The organism is Thalassomonas sp. RHCl1, from assembly GCF_947387555.1.
GTDB lineage: Bacteria > Pseudomonadota > Gammaproteobacteria > Enterobacterales > Alteromonadaceae > Thalassomonas.
Window position 1 is genome coordinate 26616 of record NZ_CANDNZ010000025.1, and the last position, 20712, is coordinate 47327.

A 20712-nucleotide genomic window follows, 5' to 3' on the forward strand; every position below is an offset into this window, starting at 1 on the left:
GACCTCGAACAATTAACATTTCCGGTAATTATTTCCCGCCATTGCCCGGGCGAAATTTTTCCCCCTGACTATACTTAGCGCTAAACGCTTATTAACAATAACAATTGTCTCCCCGTTAACATGGAAGATCGAAAAGACCTTAACATCAGGCATATCTTGCTGTTTGTCTTTTTTTGCCTCGTCTGCGGCCAGGCCGCTACGCAGCAGCCCCCTGCTGCAGATAAAATACTCGCCCTGCTCAAACAAAAGAAAAACCAGCAAGCCTACCGGCTGGCGTTAAGACACCAAAATGAGTACGAAGGAGAAACAAGCTTTGATTTTGCCTTTGCCCTGGCCGCCCAGAGCATGCGCGAACACCACAGGGCCATCTTCGCCCTCGAACGGGTATTATACGATTATCCCAAATGGCTGGAGGCCCGCTATGCCCTGGCGGGCAGTTATTTCGCCAGCGGCAACCTGGCGGCGGCAAAAACAGAATTTGAACAGCTGGCCACCCAGGATAAAAAGGGCAAATACCCGGATATTGCCAAATTCCTTACCCTGATCAAAAAACGCCAGCAAAATACCGGCGGCAGCTGGCACAGCCAGCTCCAACTGGGCATAGGTTATGACGATAATGCCAACAGCGGCATTAACGACGAATTTGTCGATATTCCGTCACTGGGACAGATACAATTGTTCGATACCAGCCTGGCCCAGGAAGATACCTTTATCCGGACCCAGGCGCAGGTCAGCTACGCTAAACCCCTCAATAAACAGCATAGTTTTTATGCCCTGGGTAAATTCAGCTACGCCGATTACCAGGACAACCCGGAAATGACCCGTTTATACGGCGATGTCTCCGGCGGCTGGCAGGGAAAATTCAACCGGATAAAAACCAGCCTGAATCTGTTTTACCGCCCTTTCTGGCTGGATCACAGCCATTACCTGGATTATTTTGGCACCTCGGCCAGCGCCAGCTATCAGCTCAATAAACATGAATTCGGCGCTTCGCTGATCCTGGCGCAGCAAACCTTTGAACAGGAAGATCTCGATAAAAAACAGGCTCTGCTCAACCTCTGGTACCAGATTTCGGTGCTGGGGGTCAGCGACCGCCTGACACTGACCTTAGGCAAAGAAGAATCGGACAATTCCGCCTTTGACTACCTCGGCCGGGATTTATGGGGTATAGGTTATCAGGCCCGGGCCTATTTCGGCACCAGCATCAGCTTGACGGCAAAGATCAATTACATCCGCTCCGAATACCAGGGCATCCACCCGCTGTTTGATGATGTCCGGGATGATACCTTATGGTCCGCCGAGCTCAGTTACCAGCAGCTTTTTGCCGAGCGCTGGCGCTGGCTGTTAAAAGCCAACTATCTAGATAACGAGAGTAATTTCGTTTTATACCAATACGACAGAACGGTTGTTTCCAGCGCCATTCGCTATGATTTCTGAAAAGGAAAAATCGATGAAGCTCACCAGAACCTATGCTGTTTTATTTTCCCTGGCAGGTTATGCCTTATTACTCCCGCTGCCAGTCATCACCCAGGTAGCCCACTCGGCCGAGCCCCAGGTCAATGCCGGTAAAACCATAGTGGCCCGGGGACGCGTGATTGCCAGGCAAAATGCCCGGGAGCGTCCCCTGAAAAGGCGCTCCCCCGTCTATGTACAGGATACCGTGAGCACCGGCGCCTTAAGCAATACCCAGATCCGCATGGCCGATGGCGGCCTGCTATCGTTACAACCTCATACCCAGGTAGCCATTTTAGACTACCAGTTTAACCAGAAAGACAAAGCAGACAGCGTCAGCATAGAGCTGCTCAAAGGCGGACTGCGCACCGTCACCGGGGCGCTGAAAAACAGCAGCAAGCAATATAAGATGAAAACGCCGGTGGCCAGCATAGGGGTGCGCGGCACCCACTATGAAGTCGAAATGAACAAGGGCTCGCTGTTTCTGGCGGTGTGGCAAGGCAATATCGATGTCCAGGTGACCACGGGCTCGCAGCCGCAAAGCTTTAGTCTGGGTCATGACGAAGCCAATGCCTTTGCCCAGGTGCTGCCGGACGGTGCGGTTAATTTTACCCTGGAAGTGCCTAAGGTTTTTACCAGGGGACACAGTAAAGCCATTCCCGCAGCCTCAGCCAGCGAAGAAGAAAGCCAGGAAGAAGCCGCAGCAGAAGAAAATCAAAGCGAGCAGGGGCAAACCGAACAAGCCCGGACAGAACAAGGCACAGACAAACAGCAGCAGACAGCAAGCACCGGCACGGCGCCGGCAAGCGATACAGCGCAAAGTGACAGCCAGGATACCGCCGCAACTACCGCTCCCCCGGCGCAAAGCCAGGAGCAAACGCAGGTGTTGGCCCTGGGCGTTACCGAAACACTGGACACGGGGGCGCCCGAGGCATCCTACGGCAGCGATGTCGACCCGGAATTTGACCTCTCCGGCGAAAGTTGGGTGGATAACGATGAAACCTGGGGCTCGCTTGAGCCCACCTCCCCCGAAGTGATCGCCTCCCGCAGCGGACTGGTGGAATTTAGCCAGCTCAGCGAATTTAATCTCACCGGCTCCGCCGGAGAGTTCAGCGACTTAAACCTGTCGATGTCAATAAACTTTGATACCGCCCGGGTAACACAGGGGCAACTGTCCTTTAACGACAACGGCGGCGAGTGGTTTGCGGCCTTTAACGGCATTATCGGCACTGATGAGCTGGAAATGAAGGTCAACTTTGCCAGTCACGGCAATGCCCTGGCCGAGGGAGAAATCAACGGCTTGCTGCTAAACAATGCCAGTGAAATCATCGGCGATTTTTCCCTGGCGGAGCAGGAAAACAGCGCGGTAAATGCCGCCGGCAGCTATTTATTGTCAGAAACCCCTTAACACCGGAAAGTACTTATGCTCAGCAACACCTTTTTAGTAAAGTTAAACCTGCTGTTCCTTGTCTTTACGGTATTAACTGGCTGTAACGGCGGCTCAGACAAAGAGGCGCAACCAGTCAAGGAGCCGGTCATCACACCGGTTGCCGATCCTGTGATCACGCCAAGCTTTAACCGCAGCGGCCAAAATAATGAATCGGCCGCCGCCAAAGCCGTGGTAAATACCGCCACTATCAATGCCAGCGGCGAGTTCAGCCATCCGGTAAATAATGAAAGCTTCGACGGCAACCTGTTGCTTTCGGTGGATGTAGAAGATCCCGACGGCCTGGCCTCGGTCGCCATCAGCTTTAACCAGCAGCAGGAGCTGCTATACCTTTGCCAGACCCAGGCCAGCTGCAGCGGCGCCCCTTTTCATCACACCGAGACCAACATCAATCCCGCGGACTTCGGCCTGTTTTCCGGCCCGGTAACCTTAGGCTTATGGAGCAAAGACATAGACGGCAACCAGCTACAGGTGGACAGTGTCACGGTCAACTGGCAAAGGCGGCAGCTGGAAGAAGTCAGCGCCGAACGTGCGATACCGGGAACCAGCATTAATGCCAACTGGCAAGCCAGTGACAATTTGCTCAGGTACAACCTTTATCTGGCCGCCGAATCCGGTGTCAACCGGGAAAACTTTACCGACTTAAACCAGGGCCAGGCCCTGCTGGCCGTCACCGCCCCGCCGCAAACCTTCAGTAACCTGGACAGCGATACCAGTTATTACCTGCTGGTCACCGGCATCGACAGCAGCGGGGAAAGCGCCTTTAGCAGCGAGATCCGCTTAGATCCGCCAACCGGCGAGGCAAATACCCCGCCAGAGCCCCGGGACGACAGTTTCGAGGAAAATGAAGATAACGAGATCCGCGGCAATTTACTGGTCAACGATATAGACAATGAGCAAAACCCGCTGTCCCTGTTGCAGCTGCCGGTGCGGCCACCTTTTTATGGCGATCTTGAACTGTCCGTCAATGGCACTTTCAGCTACCATCCCCCGGAGAACTTTAACGGCAGCGACAGTTTTGTCTATCAGGTCCAGGATGGCCAGGGAGGTTTTGCCCAGGCCGAGGTCACCCTGACCTTACTGCCGGTCAATGATGCACCGCAACCGCTTGCCGACAGCTATAATACCGCGGAAAACCAGCAGTTATTTGTTCCTGCCCCGGGTGTGATGCTCAACGACAGCGACATCGACAGCGAGAGCTTAATCCTAAACTCCAGCCCGGTCACGGCTCCCGACTTTGGCACCCTGATCTTAAACACAGACGGCAGCTTCAGCTATAACCCGGATGAGGATTTTACCGGCGAAGACAGTTTTCGCTATCAGGTATCGGATCCCCAGGGCGAAGTCAGTACGGCTTTAGTTACCATTAACGTTGCCGGCGACAATACCGCCCCGCTGGCGGTCAACGACAGTTACGGCACCCCTGCCAATACCAGTTTAGTGGTTGACGGCAGTGAACTGCCCGGGCTGCTGGCGAACGACAGCGACGCTGACGGCGATTCGCTCCAACTGCAGCAAAGCCTGATAGACAACGTCGACAACGGTACCCTGACCATAGGTAGCGACGGCTTTTTCACTTATATTCCCAACGGCAACTTTGTCGGTACCGACTCCTTTATTTATGCCATTGAAGATGGCCGGGGCGGCACCGCACAGGCCAGCGTCACCATTAGCGTCGGGGCGGCCAACAGTCCCCCCCTTGCCGTTAGTGACAATTACACCACAGACAGGAATACCCCATTAGTCGCCGACGGCAATGAAGCTCCCGGCGTGCTGGCAAACGATCTCGACGGCGATAACGACACCCTGGTGGTGCAACTGCCCCTGATACAAGATGTCACCCATGGTGTGCTTAACATCTCTGCCGACGGCTTTTTTACCTATATCCCGGACGATGACTTCTCCGGTATAGATACCTTTGTTTATGCCATCAGCGATGGCCAGGGAGGTACGGCACAGGCAAGTGTTACCCTGGCGGTAGAGGTTATCAATACAGACCCCGTTGCCGGCGATGACAGTTATGAAACACCTGAAAACAGCCCACTGATTGTTGACGGCAATGCCTTGCCCGGAGTGCTGGAAAATGACACAGATGCCGAAAACGACCTCCTCAGGGTCGCGGGGATTGTTAAAGATGTGGAAAACGGCAACCTGACCCTGGCTGAAGACGGTTTCTTTACCTATACCCCAAGCGAACACTTCGTCGGCAGCGATACCTTTATTTATGCACTGGAAGACGGCCGTGGCGGCACCGCTCAGGCCAATGTGCAGATAGCGGTCACCGAAGTCAATTTTCCCCCGACCGCCCTGGATGATGACTTCACCCTGGATGAAGACGAAACCATCATCCTTGATGTCCTGGCCAATGACAGTGACGAAGACGGCGACGAGTTAACCCTTGTCCTGGAAAGCCAACAAACCGATCACGGCCAAGTTGAAATGACAGGAGATAAGCTAAGCTACACCCCCACCGGGAACTTCAACGGCATTGACAGCTTTACCTACTTTATCGATGACGGCCATAACCCGCCCGCAAGCGCCATAGTGACCCTGACCATAAACCCGGTCAACGACACTCCCGTCGCCGAGCCAGATGAGTTCGAGGTTGCTACAGGCACAGTCAGCAACTTAGATGTCCTGGCCAACGACAAAGATGAAGAGGACGATCCCCTGACCATCACCGGGGCTAGCGCCATCAGCGGCACAGTGACTATCCAGGCGGACAATACCTTGAACTATGTGCCTGCCGCCAATATAACCGATGACGTTTTAACTTATGAAATAGAGGACGGTAATGGCGGCTTTGCCTCAGCAGAAGCTATCATCAAGATTACCGGAGTCGACCAGGCACCAAATGCTGCCGATGATTTTTTCAGCCTGCCGCAAGACAGCATTTTAATAGCCGACAATATTGATATAGAAGGCTTTTTAGCAAATGATAGCGACCAGGAAGGGGGCATAACCTTAAATACTAACCTGCTTTCAAATGTGACCAACGGCTCCTTGACCCTGGACGGCAACGATGGCACTTTTACCTATCTCCCCAACGCCGGCTTTGTCGGCAGCGACAGTTTTAGCTATCAAATCTTTGACAGTAAGGGGGCGACAGATAGTGCGACCGTCACCATCCAAGTCTTGGCCAATAAAAAGCCCCAGGCACACCCGGATCATTACGACTTACGTCCCAACACGACTCTCACTACAGATAATGTCGATTGCCCCTCACCATTACCGGGTAATCCAGAACCGGACCTGAGCTGTCCTTTGGCGAATGATTCCGACGAGGATAGTGGCGATACCTTAACTTACCTGGGACCGATAGCAGGGGAAGAAAAAGGCGTACTGATCGACAATGATGACTCTTCCTTCAGCTATACCCCGGAGACAAACTTTTCCGGCACCGACAGCTTTTTATATGAAATACAAGATAGCCTCGGCGTAAAAAGCCGTGCCCTGGTTACCTTATCGGTGGAAGAAATCGGCTGGGGAGGCAATGACGGCCTGCCCAACCTGCCACCGCTCGATTTTAACCACCTAAGCTTTGACGGCACGCATTATTACCTGCTGGCGGATCACAACACTTTCACCAGTACCGATGCCACCAACTGGGAGCATGCCTATCATGAACAGCTCACCAGTTTAACTGCCGCAACCGCCGGCGATACCCTGCTAAGCCCGGGCGTCACCACCCGGGTAGCCGTGGGCAAAGCCGGTACGGTTTTTATCAACCAAAACAGCAGCGCCAACTCAGCGGACGAAGGAGTCTGGGTTGAACGGGAAATCAGTGTCGATGTCGCCATGCAGGATATCATTTTTACCGGCACCGAATTTATTGCCTCCGGCTTGCAAAAGGTCATGTTCTCCCTCGACGGCATCAACTGGACCCCTTCGGTGCCCAATTCCGCAGTCATTTTCCACGGCGTCAATTTTGATTTGGGCACCCTGGTGATCGTCGGCGAAAACGGCACCATAGAAACCACAGCCGACGGCTTTAGCTGGAGCCTGCAAAGCAGCACCAGCGAGCATTTATACGATATCGCCGGCAACGGCACGGACCAGCTGATAGTGGTCGGCGGCAACGGCACGGTATTGACCAGCAGCGACGGTATTTCCTGGGTGCCGGTCACCAGCACCACCTCCGCCAATTTATATGCCGTCGAATACGGCAACGGTTTATATATGGCTGTGGGCGATAACGGCACTGTGGTGACCAGCAACGACGGGGTCAGCTGGTCGCTGCAAGCCAGCCTGGGCAGCGCGGCCCTCAATGCTGTCATCTGGGACGGCGGCAAATTTATCGTCGCCGGCGACAGTACTCAGCTGCTGGCCTCCAGCGACGCCACCAACTTTACCCAGGTGGACGCCGGCGATCACAGCCACTTTAACGGTATCGCCCTCAAGACGACCGCTGCGGGTGATAATATTGAGGTTTATGTACGCGCCGGCGCAAACAGTAACTTCTTAAAGAGTTCGGACGGCTTCAGCTGGACACCAAGCACCACGACCTTACCCGGCATAGTGAACCAGGTAGAGTACTTTAATAATGAATTTATTGCTGTCGGTGACAACGCCCTGGTGATGACCAGTCCCGACGGTGACACCTGGACAAACCAAAGCGTGCCCACCGGCGAGAATTTGCATGATATTTTCTGGCATCAAGCTCTCTCCCTTTATGTGATTGTCGGGGAAAACGGCCTGCTGATGACCAGCAGCGACGGCATCAGCTGGGTGGCAGAAACCCTGTCCGGCGGCACCGTGCCAACAGAGCACCTGTATGCGGTTGGCCATGACGGCAGCGCCTTTATAGCTGTAGGGCAGAATGGTAAAATCCTGCATAGGGACAATACCGCAACCCCGGGCGGCACCACCTGGAGCGACAGCCACTCCAACCCCGGCTTCGGCCAGTTAAACGACCTCGACGTTGACGCCAGCAAGGCCATGATCGTCGGCGATAACGGCGTTATCGTCACCGGCAGCGTGGCCGGCGGCAGCTTCAACCAGCTCAGCACAGGTTTTAGCGATAACCTCAACACCATAGACTACGACAACGGCAACTACATCACCCTGGGGGATCTCGGCGCCACCTATACCAGCACGGACGGCGTCACCTGGCTGTCCGCCTTTGCCGGCTCGGGGGAAAACCTCAACGACGTAGTCATCCAAAACCAAGAAATCTTTGCCGTCGGGGAGCACGGCACCTATATCCGGGGGCACGACCATTACTGATATGATACTCACCTTTTACGGCGTCAGGGGCTCAGTGCCCGCCCCCGGGCAGCACACGGTAAAATACGGCGGCAATACCCCCTGCATCCACCTGGACACGGGAGAAGACTTTCACCTGGTGCTGGACTCAGGCACAGGCATCATCCCGTTGGGAGAACAACTGGTCAAAGATAACAAACCTATCTACCTGCTGCTGAGCCATAACCACTGGGACCACATCCAGGGTTTTCCTTTTTTTAAACCTGCCTATCAGAAAAACCGGCAAATCCATATTTTACCGGGATTAACCCGGCCGATGCAGCCCAGGGCAATTTTAAACCAGATGACCGGCAGCTTATTTCCGGTGCCGTCCGGACAGCTGGGCGCCGATATCAGAGTAATGGCCAGTCCTGCCCCCCACACCCCGATATCCATAGGGGAGCTCACCATCACCCGCAGGATACTCAACCATCCCGGCGGCGGCAGTGCCTATCTTATCGATAACCAACAGCATCGTTTTGCCTACATTACCGATAACGAACTCTTTCCCCCCGGCCCCGTCAACACCAGCTTAGAGCAATGGCAGGAATTCACCCGGGAACTGGATTTGTTGATCCACGACGCCCAGTATTTCCCCGACGATTTTCCGGCAAAATCCGGCTGGGGCCATACCTGCTACGAGTCGGTGATCGAGCTGGCCATTGCCGCCGGGGTCAGGCATTTATGCCTGTTCAGCCATGACCATCGCAGAAGCGATGATGAAGTCGAGCAGATGCTGGCCCGGGTCAGCAGCGAGATCCGACGGCAAAAAGCCCCCCTTGAGGCCTTTGCCGCCCGCGAGCAAAACAGTTTTATCCTGGACAAACATGGCTAAGGGACGGCGGCGTTTTTTCCGGGATCTGCTGCTGACCCTGGCCGTTACCGTCGCGGTGATGCTGCTGCAATGGCAGCAGCCTCCCTGGCTCGAACGCCTAGAAGGCATCGCCTATGATATCAAGCTGTTACACTTTACCCCGCCAAGGCCCACTTCCCCCGCCAACATCCAGATTGTCGATATCGACGAAAAAAGCTTACATGAGATCGGCCGCTGGCCCTGGCCGAGAAAACACCTGGCGGTCTTAATTGAGCAGCTCACGGCGTACGGCGCAATAGTGATCAGCTTTGACATGATCTTTTCCGAGCCCCAGCAAAACCCGGTCGAGCGTATCCGTCCCTTACTCCAGCTGCAAGATAAAGCACTGGATTTACGCCTGGCACAAATTCAGCCGCTGGTAGATGATGACAGCCGCTTTGCCGCGCAAATTGCCAATAATGATGTGGTGCTTGCCTGCCTGTTCCAGCATGATCCAGGCCTGGCGCAGGGGCAGATCCTGCCCCCGCGGGTAGAGCAGCAGCAAGCGCTCGGTGAACACGAATTGCACCGGTTTGCCGGCTTTAACGCCAGCATCAAAACGTTAAATGCCGCGGCGCAGGGACAGGGCTTTATCAATGCCATCCTGGACGTTGACGGCATCATACGCAAAGCCGCGCTGTTAACTGAATATCGCGGCAGGTTATATCCGTCGCTGGCACTGGAAACCTTCAGGGTTTACAGCTTTGCCGAAACCATAGCCCCGATCTGGCACCGGGAGCAGGAGCAGTTATTCCTGTCCGGCATCAAACTGGGTCAGGATGTCCTGGCCACAGACAACAGAGGTCAGCTGCTGATCCCCTACAAAGGTCCGGTAAAAAGTTATCCCTACAGCTCCGCCAGCGATATCATCAAGGGCAGGATCGACGATCAACGCTTCGACGGCGCCGTGGTATTTGTCGGCACTTCCTCCGTCGGCATGGCGGATTTGCGCAGCACCCCGGTGTCCCTGGTTTATCCGGGTATAGAAATTCATGCCAGCGTGTTTGACGCCCTGACCCAGCCCCGGCAGCAAGTGGTCCAGCCCCACTGGTGGCTGGGGGCCAATATGCTGCAACTGCTGCTCTGTACCTTGTTGCTGACCGTGTTGCTGCTGGAAATTTCCCCGGCACTGATGGCCTTATCCGCCGCCTTGATCTTCGCCCTGGCCGCCTCATTTAATATCGGCCTTTGGTATTATGCCGGCATTCACCTGCCAGTGATCCCGGTGTTGCTGCTGGTGGTGACCTTGTCGCTGCTGGAAATCGCCCGGGGTTTTTACCGGGAAAACATCCAGCGCCGCCAGGTCAAAGCCATTTTTGATCAATATGTGCCGCCGGCGCATATCGACCGCTTGCTTGAAGAAAGTGATGCCGATGTTATGGCAGGGGAAAGAAAAGAATTGACGGTGCTGTTTGCCGATATCCGCGATTTTACCCGCTTGTCGGAAAGTCTCAGCGCCAATGAACTGAAAAAACTGCTCAATGCCTACTTCTCGCCGGTCACCGAGCAGATTTTCCAGCACCAGGGCACCATAGACAAGTATGTCGGGGACATGGTGATGGCTTTTTGGGGCGCCCCCCTGAACGACGAAGCCCATGGCCGGCACGCACTGGACGCCGCCTTTGCCATGCTCGAAGTCACGGAAACCTTATCACAAGAATTTACCGCCAGGGACTGGCCGCAGATCAATATTGGCATAGGACTCAACAGCGGTGAAATGAATGTCGGCGATATGGGCTCAAGCTTTCGCCGGGCCTATACCGTACTGGGAGATGCAGTTAACCTCGGCTCCCGCCTCGAAGGCCTGACCAAGTATTACGGCCTCAACCTGCTGGTAAGCGAATTCACCAAAGCGGCGGCGCCGCAATACCACTATCAGATCATCGACAAGGTCAGGGTGAAGGGAAAAGAGCACGCCATTACTATCTACCGCCCGTTTCCCCCGGACAGCGAACCCGACATCATCAACCAGCTTGAGGCCTTTAACCGGGTCTTTTCCCTGTACCGGCAACAAGCCTTTGACCAGGCACTCACGGCTTTAAATGAAATTATCCGGGTTTATGACGACAAGATACTCCATGACATCTACCGCCAGCGTATCGAGCATTTTATCAAGCATCCGCCGAGCGAAAACTGGGACGGCGCCTATACTCATACAAGTAAATAAGCCAAATGAATCAAATAGTAAGAAAGTTGACACGGAACTCAAGATGAACAACGTAGAGCTTTTTACCGAAATCGGCATCGCCTTATCTACAGAAAAAGACCATCGCCTGCTGCTGGAAAAAATCCTGTTGAATGCCATTATTTTAACCCATGCCGACGGCGGTACCATTTACTCGGTAACAGCAGAGCACGCCCTCAAATTTGAAACCATCATCAATAAATCCTTAAAGCTGCACCTGGGCGGCACCACAGAGCACAAGATCACCTTTGCCGATATTCCCATTTACATCAATGACAAAGTCAATACCAAGGCCATGGTTGCCGTGGCCGCTGCCACCGGAGAGATCATCAATATCAAAGATGCCTATCATGACAAACATTACGATACCAGCGCCGCCCGGCAGATGGACAGCCAGACAGGTTACCGTACCCAGTCGGTATTGACCCTGCCGATGAAAGATCATCTCGGGGAGTTAAACGGGGTATTGCAGCTGCTCAATGCCACCAGTGAAAGCGGCGAAGTGGTGCCCTTTAACCAGGAAAATCAGCTCCAGGTACGCGCGCTAACCTCCCTGGCTGCGGTAGTGCTTACCAATAAACAACTTATCGACGATATGGAAACCCTGTTCACCACCTTCTCCAAACTCATCGCCGAAGCCATAGATAAAAAATCTCCCTATACCGGGGGACACTGCCGCCGGGTACCGGAAATTACCCTGTTACTGGCCCGCGCCTGCCATGAAACCGACTCCGGACCGCTGAAAGATTTCACCTTAACCCTGGAAGACTTTCATGAGATCTCCGTTGCCGCCTGGCTGCATGACTGCGGCAAAGTAGCTACCCCCGCCCATATCATGGACAAGGCGACAAAACTCGAAGGAATTTTTGACCGCATCGCCCTGGTCGATGCCAGGTTTGAAATTGCCCGGCGCGACCTTGAACATCATCCCGAGCTATCACCGGTAAGCCGCCGGCAAAAACTCACCCAGCTGGAAAGCGACCGGGAATTTATCCGCCAGGCCAATATCGGCAGCGAATTTTTTAACCAGGAAAAAGTCGACCGGGTACATCAGATCAGCCAGCACTACCAAGTGATCATCGCCGGAGAAAAACAAGCCATTCTCAGCGATAACGAGGTACATCACCTGATCACCCAGCGCGGCACCTTAACCGCCCAAGAGCGGCAAATTATCAATGAACATATGGATATCACGGTCGAAATGCTCGAATCCACCAAATTCCCCAAACACCTGCAAAACGTGCCTGAATATGCCTGCGGCCACCATGAAAAAATGGATGGCAGCGGTTATCCCAAGGGGCTGACCCGGGACCAGATGTCGGTGCCGGCAAGGATGATGGCCATCGCCGATATCTTCGAGGCGCTCACCGCGGCAGACAGGCCCTATAAAGTGGCGAAAACCCTGTCGGAATCTTTGACCATTTTAGGGCGCATGAAACTCGACCATCATATCGACCCGGATATTTTTGATGTTTTTATCGATAAACAGGTTTACCTGGATTTTGCCCGAAGCGCCCTCAAAGCGGAGCAAATAGACGACTTTGATGTCAATAACATCCCCGGATATGTTCCGCCCGCACAGAGAAAGGACCTGGCCGAAGCGATAAAAACACATAAAGAAGGCTGAAAACCACGAGACAAAAATAGTAACACCGAAGAAATCGCCACCTTGCTTTGTAAGCCATTGCTGATTTATTTCCGGGTTTGAAATAATGATCAGCAAAAATATCATCGACTTAAAACTTTATTTCTTCCTCCAGCCAAGCCGCTGAGTTTTTCGCCACGCTTTCCCAACAAGCTGTTCTAGGCTTAGTAATGCCTTTAAAGAACTTAGCTGGAAGTGAATATGGAACTGAACACCCCACAAGCAGTACGCCAGATAAAATCTTGCAATAAAGACTACGCCGTTGTCGAAGGAGAAAAACAAAGCCTGTTGCAGGCGATGTCCTTTGCCCTCAAATTCCACAAACTTAACCTAATAGATCAAAATGGTGAGTTATTCGTTAAGGGAACCGTGCCTGTCAACAGTAAAGACAGCCCGGATGCAGCATTAGGAGGGCCGCCCAATAGACTTGCCTGGCAAAACAGTTAACGAACACCTTTGCACCGCCATAATGGCAAAGCGTAAATTCCAGCGGCATTTAAGCATTACATCTTGTCAGAATGCCGCCGGCTTTAACAGCCTCTACAAACACTAAAACCTCCCTCTCACTTTCCCATCATACAGACACTAAGAACAACCGGTTTTATCTGCTGCCGCCCAAGGATTCGATTTTATACCGGCAACAAGCCCGAACAAAAAACATAACCAGTTAGTCAATTTTCAGAAAACAAAATCACGGTTATCACTAAAAAAAATACTGTAAAAATCGGGCGTGCACCCGTAATAATTAGCCTCAAGAAGAAAACTTGGCTGATTTTTATTGGTTGACACTATTGACAAGTATTCATATAAAAAATATGACCGGGTGGTCAATTCATGTTAAATTTAACATGAATGTCGTATTTCAATAACAATAGTAAAAATTGTTCAAGAAATATTCACAATTCGCCCGGCCTGCATTTTTACCTTTGGATTACACGGATTTTTATGACACTGTCACGCCAATGTCATACTCCAATTTTATGATTTTGCACGCCCAAAATAATAAGCCACTGAAATGGCAACAACTTACATTGAGGAAAAGTCATGAAATTAAAAATACCAGCTCTGCTGGCATTTTTTTGTGTACCTGTAACCCAAGCAAGCGAACACGTGCTTAATGCGGTTACCGGCAATCAGCTTTCAACCGGCGCCAGCATCACCAGCGAAACAAGTGCTTCACTCGAAGGGGTTTGTTATAACTGTCCCGATTTGGCAAAAATAGCCGATGCCAGCACCTTTGATGACGCGGTTTATTATGCCGATGCCATCAATGCCGTAAACAACAACTACACAGCGGCAGAAATTAAATCGGCAATTAATACCATCATCAGTGCCGGCCATAAAGTATTAACCTACTCAGAGGTTTGGACGGCATTAACCGAAACCGATGAAGATCCTGCCAACCCGGATAACGTTATCTTATTATACAAGGGAACATCCCTGGCAAAATTATCCAACGGCAGCGGCGCACAAAGCAGCGATCCGGATAACTGGAACCGGGAACATGTTTGGGCGAAAAGCCATGGTTTCTCAAGTTCCTCAAACGAAGCCTATACCGATATCCACCACCTAAGACCCACAGACATTTCCGTCAACTCCTCCCGCGGCAACCTCGACTTTGATAACAGCATGAACACGCTGAGCGAGTCTCCCAATACCCGTATCGACAGCAACTCGTTTGAGCCACGCGATGAGGTTAAAGGTGACGTTGCCCGTATGGTGCTCTATATGGATATCCGCTACGAAGGCCTGGATACCTTTACCCCGGACTTAACGGTTGTAGATCGTTTAACCTCCACCAGCGAACCGGCCCTTGGCCGTTTATGTCGCCTGCTTGAATGGCACGCCGCAGATCCGGTTGATGCCACTGAGCAAAACCGTAATAACCGCATCTATGAATACCAGGGCAACCGTAACCCGTTCATTGACCACAGCGAATGGGTCGACTTGCTCTATAGCGCCGATACCTGCGTTGATGATACTACCGGCGGAGACGGTGGTGGTACCGACGGCGGCACCGATGGCGGCGGTACTGATGGCGGTGGTACTGACGGTGGCGGCACCGACGGCGGCACAGGCAATATCAGCACCAATGGCCAGCTAACCATCACCGAAGTGATGCAAAACCCAAGCGGCCTGAGCGATAACGACGCCGAATGGTTTGAAATCTTAAATACCGGTACCGGCGACATCAACCTTAACGGCTGGACCGTCAAAGATGAAGATAGCGACAGCTTTACCATTACAGAAGATGTCATCATCCCTATGGGCAGCTACGCCATTTTAGGCAAAACCACCGACACCTCAATTAACGGCGGCATCAATGTCGTTTACGGCTATGGCGATGGTATGTATTTATCCAACAGCTCGGATGAAATTCTGCTGGTTTCCCCTGAAGGAGAAGTGGTTGACGCTATCGCCTACGATAACGGCAACGAGTGGCCGGATCCAAACGGCGCTTCCATGACCCTGATCAACGCCACCACAGACAACAGCATTGGCGGCAACTGGACCACAGAAAGCAACAACAGCTACACCGACGGCAACTTTGGTACCCCGGGCACCGGCGATGCCACCTTTGAGTTAGTGATCACCGAAGTCCTGCAAAACCCGAGCAAGGTTTCTGACAGTGCCGGTGAATGGTTTGAAGTGTTAAACAAAGGGGCCATTGCCGTTAATATCAATGGCTGGACCTTACGTGATGATGACAACGACAGCCATCAAATCACCGAAGATGTCATTGTACCGGCAGGCGCCTACTCGGTCTTCGCCAACAACAGCGACAGCGCAAGCAACGGCGGTGTTGAAGCCATTTATCAATTCTCCGGCATGTATTTAAGTAATGGCAGTGATGAACTGGTACTGGAAATGCCTGACGGCACCATTGCCGATTACATCGCCTGGGACGGCGGCTCACAATGGCCTGATCCCAACGGTAAGTCCATGACCTTAACCAGCGCTTCCCTTGACAACAATGTCGGCAGCAACTGGTTTGAAGAAACCAGCAAAAGCTTTGGTAGCGGTGATTTCGGTACCCCGGGCACAGGCCCTGATGTTTCCGACGGCACCGACGCCAGCACTATTGGCATCTGCGCCGATGAAGCCAGCCTGATCAGCTCCATCCAGGGCATCGACAATATCACCAGTACCCAGGGACAAAAACATGTCATTGAAGGGGTGGTCACTTCGGTGTTTGCCAGCCTTGACGGCTTCTTTGTCCAGGAAGAGCTGACGGATGAAGACGGCGATGCGCAAACTTCAGAAGGTATCTTTGTTGCCAACAACGCCAATACCATCACTCCGGCAGTTGGTTCTGTAGTACGTGTCTTTGGTGAAGTTTCGGAAAGCTACGGCAGAACCCAGTTAAACGCCAGCGAAGATCTGCTTGAATGTGGCACCGGCAGCGTCAGTGCTACCAGCTTAAGCCTGCCATTTGCATCGCTCGAAGCGCCGGAAGCCCTGGAAGGTATGCTGGTCACTATCGACAGCCCGTTAACTGTCTCCAACAACTATGACTTAGGCAAATACGGTGAAGTAACCCTGTCTAACGGCCGTATCTTTACCCCGACCAACATCTATCGTCCGGGTACAGCCGAAGCGGTAGCCCTGGCAGCAAGCAATGATCTCAACCAGATCACCCTGGATGACGGACAAAACGGCACTAACCCGGAAACCGTTATTTACCCGGGCGGCAACTTGTCGGCAAGCAATACATTGCGTGCAGGCGACCAGGTAACGGCTTTGACCGGCATTATGGATTACAGCTACAGCAAGTACCGCATCATCCCAAGCCAGGCGCCTGACATTGCTGCGGTAAACACCAGAACAGATGCACCTGAATTAACGCCGGGTAACCTCACGGTTGCCAGCATGAACGTACTCAACCTGTTTAACGGTGACGGCCAGGGCGGCGGATTCCCAACCTCACGCGGTGCCGACAACTTAGCCGAGTACGAGCGTCAGGTTGCCAAAACCGTTGCCGCCATCATTGCCATGAACGCCGATATTATCGGTTTGATGGAAATTGAAAATGACGGTGTCGATGCCAACAGCACCCTGGTTGACCTGGTAAGCCGCTTAAACGCCGTTGCCGGTGACAACAGCTACGCCTTTGTTAATACCGGTGGACCGATTGGCACAGATGAAATCGCCGTGGCCTTGTTATACAAGCCGGGCACGGTTTCTTTAGCCGCCGATGCCCAGGTGAACAACGACGAAATCTTTAACCGTCCGCCACTGGCGCAAACCTTCAGCCTCAATGAAAACGGCGAGCAGATCACTATTATCGCCAACCACTTCAAGGCGAAACTTTGTACCAGCGCCACCGATCTCGATAAAGATCAAGATGACGGCCAAAGCTGCTACAACGCCAAACGTCAGCTGCAGGCCCAGGCGCTGATCGACTGGATTGCCAGCGACAGCCAGCTGAGCACGCAAAAAGACGTGCTGGTAATGGGTGACTTAAATGCTTATGCCATGGAAGATCCTATCGTTAAGTTTACTGACCAGGGTTATACCAACCTGATCAAACACTTCAACGGTACTTACGCCTATTCCTACACCTACGGCGGCGCTGCCGGTTACCTGGATCACGCCCTGGCGAGCGATTCTTTACTGGCGAAAACCGTAGATACCACAGACTGGCATATCAATGCCGATGAGCCTTTGGTACTGGATTACAACACGGAAAATAAATCTGAGCAGCAGCTGGCAGACTTTTACGCAGAAGACCCTTACCGCTTTTCTGACCATGATCCGGTAGTGATCAGCTTCAACCTGGAAAAAGCGGCGAAAAGCGGCGACGTTAACGGTGACGGCACTTTGGATTTCACTGATTATATGCTGATTTACTCCTTGTTGAACGTTAGTCAGGGAGCGGATAACTTTAATGCAGAAGCGGACTTAGATGCCGACGGCCAGATCACTTTTGCTGATATGCGCTTATGGCAACAAATTTACGCTAACCCTTAACAATAAACAGGCACCGGCTCCCTGACCTTAGCTCAGGGCCGGTGCCGCCAAACATAACCCTTTATTAGAGAAAAAGATGAAAAACTTGAAAGCCCCCCATAAATTATTTACCGCCATCTTCTTAATGCTGAGTTTTGGCCTGAGCACCTTTTCCGCTCAAGCAGCACTTATCTTGTCATTTGATACACCTGATAACGAAATTCAGGTAAATGACACATTTAGCGTAAATCTGTTCGCTGAAACAACAACCGATAGCGATGCTTTTTTCAGTTGGGATCTGAGCATTAACTTTGATAGCAGCATATTCAACCTGGATAGCCTGGTATTGGGCGATGAGTTTGTTAGCGCACCTAACACTAATCTTGAAGATCTTTCTGCCACTTTACCCTTGTCACTGGCAAACCCATTTTTCCCAAGTATCTCAGGTGATGATATCTTATTAATCAGCTTTAATTTTACTGCGCTTGCCGCCGGAACTTCTGAACTGTTTACCAGCTTGGGGAATAATGATGCCGGGTTCACATCAGCATTCCTGCAACCGCTTGACGCTACTCATGCATCAACAAGCCTAACCGTTCAAGGTGCCAATGAAGTTCCTGAACCCGGCGCTTTATTGCTGATGTTATTAACAAGCTTGTCACTGATGGCATTTCGTCGCAAAGCTTAATTAAGCTTACGCAGATGAGTTAACCCCAGGCAATAACGCCCTGTAAAATATACAAGCGTTATTGCCTTTCACCCTCCAATGTCATTTTAACAGCCAAATATATTTCTCCACATTAATAAAACACACAAAACCTCTTAATTCAATACGTTACATGTCTGGCATATTCCCTGCTTTACTTGCTATATCAAGTCATTATTAAGGGGACGGTTATGCTGGAACTTAAACATTTAAAAACCCTGGTTACATTAGAGCAGAGCCATTGCCTGAATAAGGCGGCTGAATTGCTTTTTACCACACAGTCGGCGCTTTCCCACCAGCTCAAGACGCTCGAACACAGACTTAACCATAAGCTTTTTATCCGCAGGAGCAGTCCTCTGGTTTTTACCCCCCAGGGCAAAGTCCTGTTGGCGCTGGCCAAAGAAGTTTTACCTAAAGTGGAACAGGCTGAAATTCAGCTATCCGCCAGAAAGGCGACAAAAGTGCAACGCATGCCGTTTAATTTTGCCATGCAATGTCATTCCGGCTTTCAATGGTTATTACCGGCGATCAAAACCTTCAGCGGCCAACAGCCCGCCTTAGAGGTGGATCTGATAGAAAAAAGTGTTTTTAGTCTTGGCCCCGACAGCGACTTGCCGGATTTCAATATCCTGTTAACCGATAAAAAATCCAACCACCAGGAGTTTATTTATCAGGATATAGGTACCTTCGAATTGGTATTGGCGCTGTCAAAAGAAGATCCGCTGGCGGACAAGGCCTATATCCAGGCCGATGACTTAACCGATAAAACCCTGATCACCTACCCGTTATCGCCGGAGCAGCAGGATATCTTCAACTTATTCCTGCAACCGGCCAGCTGCCAACCCGCCCGGCTGCGCCAGGTGGAAAACTCGGATGTGATCCTGCAAATGGTGGCGGCAGGTCTGGGGGTAAGCGCTATTCCCGACTGGCTGGTAGCACCGCAAATCAGGCAGGGAAAGCTGAAGAGCAAAAGCATAGGGCAGCATGGCATTTCCCGTAAACTTTATGCTGCATACCGCCCCGATCAGGCCAAATGGGCTGAGCACTTTGTGCCGATAGCCCGGCGCCAGTTCAGTGAATTTTCAAGCGCAAGCAGCCTGCATTAAATTATTATCCTGACCAAGGGGGTTATTATGAGTGATATAAACAAGCATTTTTCCGGCAACGAAACCGATGTCGTGATTATAGGTGCCGGGCCCGTGGGGTTATTCCAGGTATTTGAGCTGGGGCTGCAGGGCATAAAGACGATCGTTATCGACAGCCTGCCCCATATCGGCGGTCAGTGCCGTGAGCTTTACCCGCAAAAACCTATTTTTGATATCCCGGCGCTGCCGCAAATCAATGCCTTAGATCTCATCGACAATTTAGCACAGCAGGCATCCCCTTTTAACCCAGAGTACCTGCTGGATAATCGGGTAATTGACATCAAACGTCTTGAGCAGGAGCACAGGTTTTTACTGACCACAGACAAAGGCAGGCACATCCGGGCAAAGGCAGTGATCATTGCCGCCGGCGGCGGCTCCTTTGAACCGGTGAAACTGAAGATCCCCGGGGTCGAGCCGCTGATAGACAAGCAGGTTTTCTACCGGGTGAATGACTTAAAGCAGCACCAGGATAAAGATCTGGTGATCCTCGGCGGCGGCGACTCCGCCTTCGACTGGGCGCTGGAATTACAAAAGGTTGCCAACAGTGTCACCCTGATCCACAGATCGACCAGGTACAGAGCGGCGGAGAACTCGGTGCAACTGGTGGAAAACCTGTGCAGCAAACTGAAAATGCAATTGCTTACCGGGCAAGTGAGTGAACTGATCACAGAAAACGGCGAGCTAAAACAATTAAGGGTAACGGGTAAAGACGGTGTCACCCGGCGGATCGAGCTGGATCAACTGTTGGTATTTTTTGGCTTGTCTCCCAAATTATCCCTGCTGAAAAACTGGGGACTGGAGCTGCACCAAAACCAGATAAAAGTCAGCACAGCTAGCTTTGAAACTTCCCAGCCGGGCATCTATGCCGTAGGCGATATCAACTGGTATCCGGGCAAACAAAAGCTGATCTTAAGCGGTTTTCATGAAGCGGCACTGGCGGCTTTTGCGATAAAGTCCTCCCTGAGTGACGGCAAGCGCGTGCCTTTGCTCTACACCACCACCAGCCCTATAGCCCATCAGCGGCTGGGGGTAAATGTTGAGTTATATTGATTTATTCACCGGCTGGTTCCCCGGCCTGGGAACCA

At 52.1% G+C, this 20712-nt stretch carries 11 protein-coding genes; all 11 read left to right on the plus strand.

Going from position 1 to position 20712, the window contains the following annotated elements; genetic code table 11:
- The first annotated feature begins 120 nt into the window (after positions 1-120).
- On the plus strand, positions 121-1437 hold the full coding sequence (locus tag QL234_RS31005; protein WP_281561597.1) for a DUF2860 family protein: 1317 nt from the start codon (positions 121-123) through the stop codon (positions 1435-1437).
- A 13-nt stretch (positions 1438-1450) separates the two neighbouring features.
- Positions 1451-2860 (plus strand): FecR family protein, encoded by a 1410-nt coding sequence (locus QL234_RS31010; protein WP_281561598.1) that lies wholly within the window; start codon positions 1451-1453, stop codon positions 2858-2860.
- A gap of 15 nt (positions 2861-2875) precedes the next feature.
- Positions 2876-8125, plus strand: coding sequence for an Ig-like domain-containing protein (locus tag QL234_RS31015; protein ID WP_281561599.1), 5250 nt, complete (start codon positions 2876-2878; stop codon positions 8123-8125).
- A gap of 1 nt (position 8126) precedes the next feature.
- On the plus strand, positions 8127-8978 hold the full coding sequence (locus tag QL234_RS31020; RefSeq protein ID WP_281561600.1) for an MBL fold metallo-hydrolase: 852 nt from the start codon (positions 8127-8129) through the stop codon (positions 8976-8978).
- Positions 8971-11163 (plus strand): adenylate/guanylate cyclase domain-containing protein, encoded by a 2193-nt coding sequence (locus QL234_RS31025; RefSeq protein ID WP_281561601.1) that lies wholly within the window; start codon positions 8971-8973, stop codon positions 11161-11163. Before QL234_RS31020 ends, QL234_RS31025 begins: the two co-directional genes overlap by 8 nt.
- A gap of 43 nt (positions 11164-11206) precedes the next feature.
- A complete protein-coding gene (locus QL234_RS31030; RefSeq protein WP_281561602.1) occupies positions 11207-12808 on the plus strand; it encodes an HD domain-containing phosphohydrolase in 1602 nt (533 codons plus the stop codon).
- 219 nt (positions 12809-13027) lie between these two features.
- Positions 13028-13273, plus strand: coding sequence for a hypothetical protein (locus QL234_RS31035; protein WP_281561603.1), 246 nt, complete (start codon positions 13028-13030; stop codon positions 13271-13273).
- Positions 13274-13870: 597 nt separating this feature from the next.
- Positions 13871-17797 carry an ExeM/NucH family extracellular endonuclease gene (locus QL234_RS31040; protein ID WP_281561604.1) on the plus strand — a complete coding sequence of 1309 codons (3927 nt, stop codon included), beginning with the start codon at positions 13871-13873 and terminating at the stop codon, positions 17795-17797.
- Between the two features lie 172 nt (positions 17798-17969).
- Positions 17970-18464, plus strand: a complete 495-nt coding sequence (locus tag QL234_RS31045; RefSeq protein ID WP_281561605.1) for a cohesin domain-containing protein — start codon at positions 17970-17972, stop codon at positions 18462-18464.
- Positions 18465-18673: 209 nt separating this feature from the next.
- Positions 18674-19588 (plus strand): LysR substrate-binding domain-containing protein, encoded by a 915-nt coding sequence (locus QL234_RS31050; protein WP_281561606.1) that lies wholly within the window; start codon positions 18674-18676, stop codon positions 19586-19588.
- A gap of 27 nt (positions 19589-19615) precedes the next feature.
- Positions 19616-20677, plus strand: a complete 1062-nt coding sequence (locus QL234_RS31055; RefSeq protein WP_281561607.1) for an NAD(P)/FAD-dependent oxidoreductase — start codon at positions 19616-19618, stop codon at positions 20675-20677.
- The last annotated feature ends 35 nt before the right edge of the window (positions 20678-20712 follow it).

Bases quoted from the DNA above. Each gene is read 5' to 3' on its own strand.
- QL234_RS31005 (WP_281561597.1), top strand. From the start codon at position 121: ATGGAAGATCGAAAAGACCTTAACATCAGGCATATCTTGCTGTTTGTC.
- QL234_RS31010 (WP_281561598.1), top strand. From the start codon at position 1,451: ATGAAGCTCACCAGAACCTATGCTGTTTTATTTTCCCTGGCAGGTTAT.
- QL234_RS31015 (WP_281561599.1), top strand. From the start codon at position 2,876: ATGCTCAGCAACACCTTTTTAGTAAAGTTAAACCTGCTGTTCCTTGTC.
- QL234_RS31020 (WP_281561600.1), top strand. From the start codon at position 8,127: ATGATACTCACCTTTTACGGCGTCAGGGGCTCAGTGCCCGCCCCCGGG.
- QL234_RS31025 (WP_281561601.1), top strand. From the start codon at position 8,971: ATGGCTAAGGGACGGCGGCGTTTTTTCCGGGATCTGCTGCTGACCCTG.
- QL234_RS31030 (WP_281561602.1), top strand. From the start codon at position 11,207: ATGAACAACGTAGAGCTTTTTACCGAAATCGGCATCGCCTTATCTACA.
- QL234_RS31035 (WP_281561603.1), top strand. From the start codon at position 13,028: ATGGAACTGAACACCCCACAAGCAGTACGCCAGATAAAATCTTGCAAT.
- QL234_RS31040 (WP_281561604.1), top strand. From the start codon at position 13,871: ATGAAATTAAAAATACCAGCTCTGCTGGCATTTTTTTGTGTACCTGTA.
- QL234_RS31050 (WP_281561606.1), top strand. From the start codon at position 18,674: ATGCTGGAACTTAAACATTTAAAAACCCTGGTTACATTAGAGCAGAGC.
- QL234_RS31055 (WP_281561607.1), top strand. From the start codon at position 19,616: ATGAGTGATATAAACAAGCATTTTTCCGGCAACGAAACCGATGTCGTG.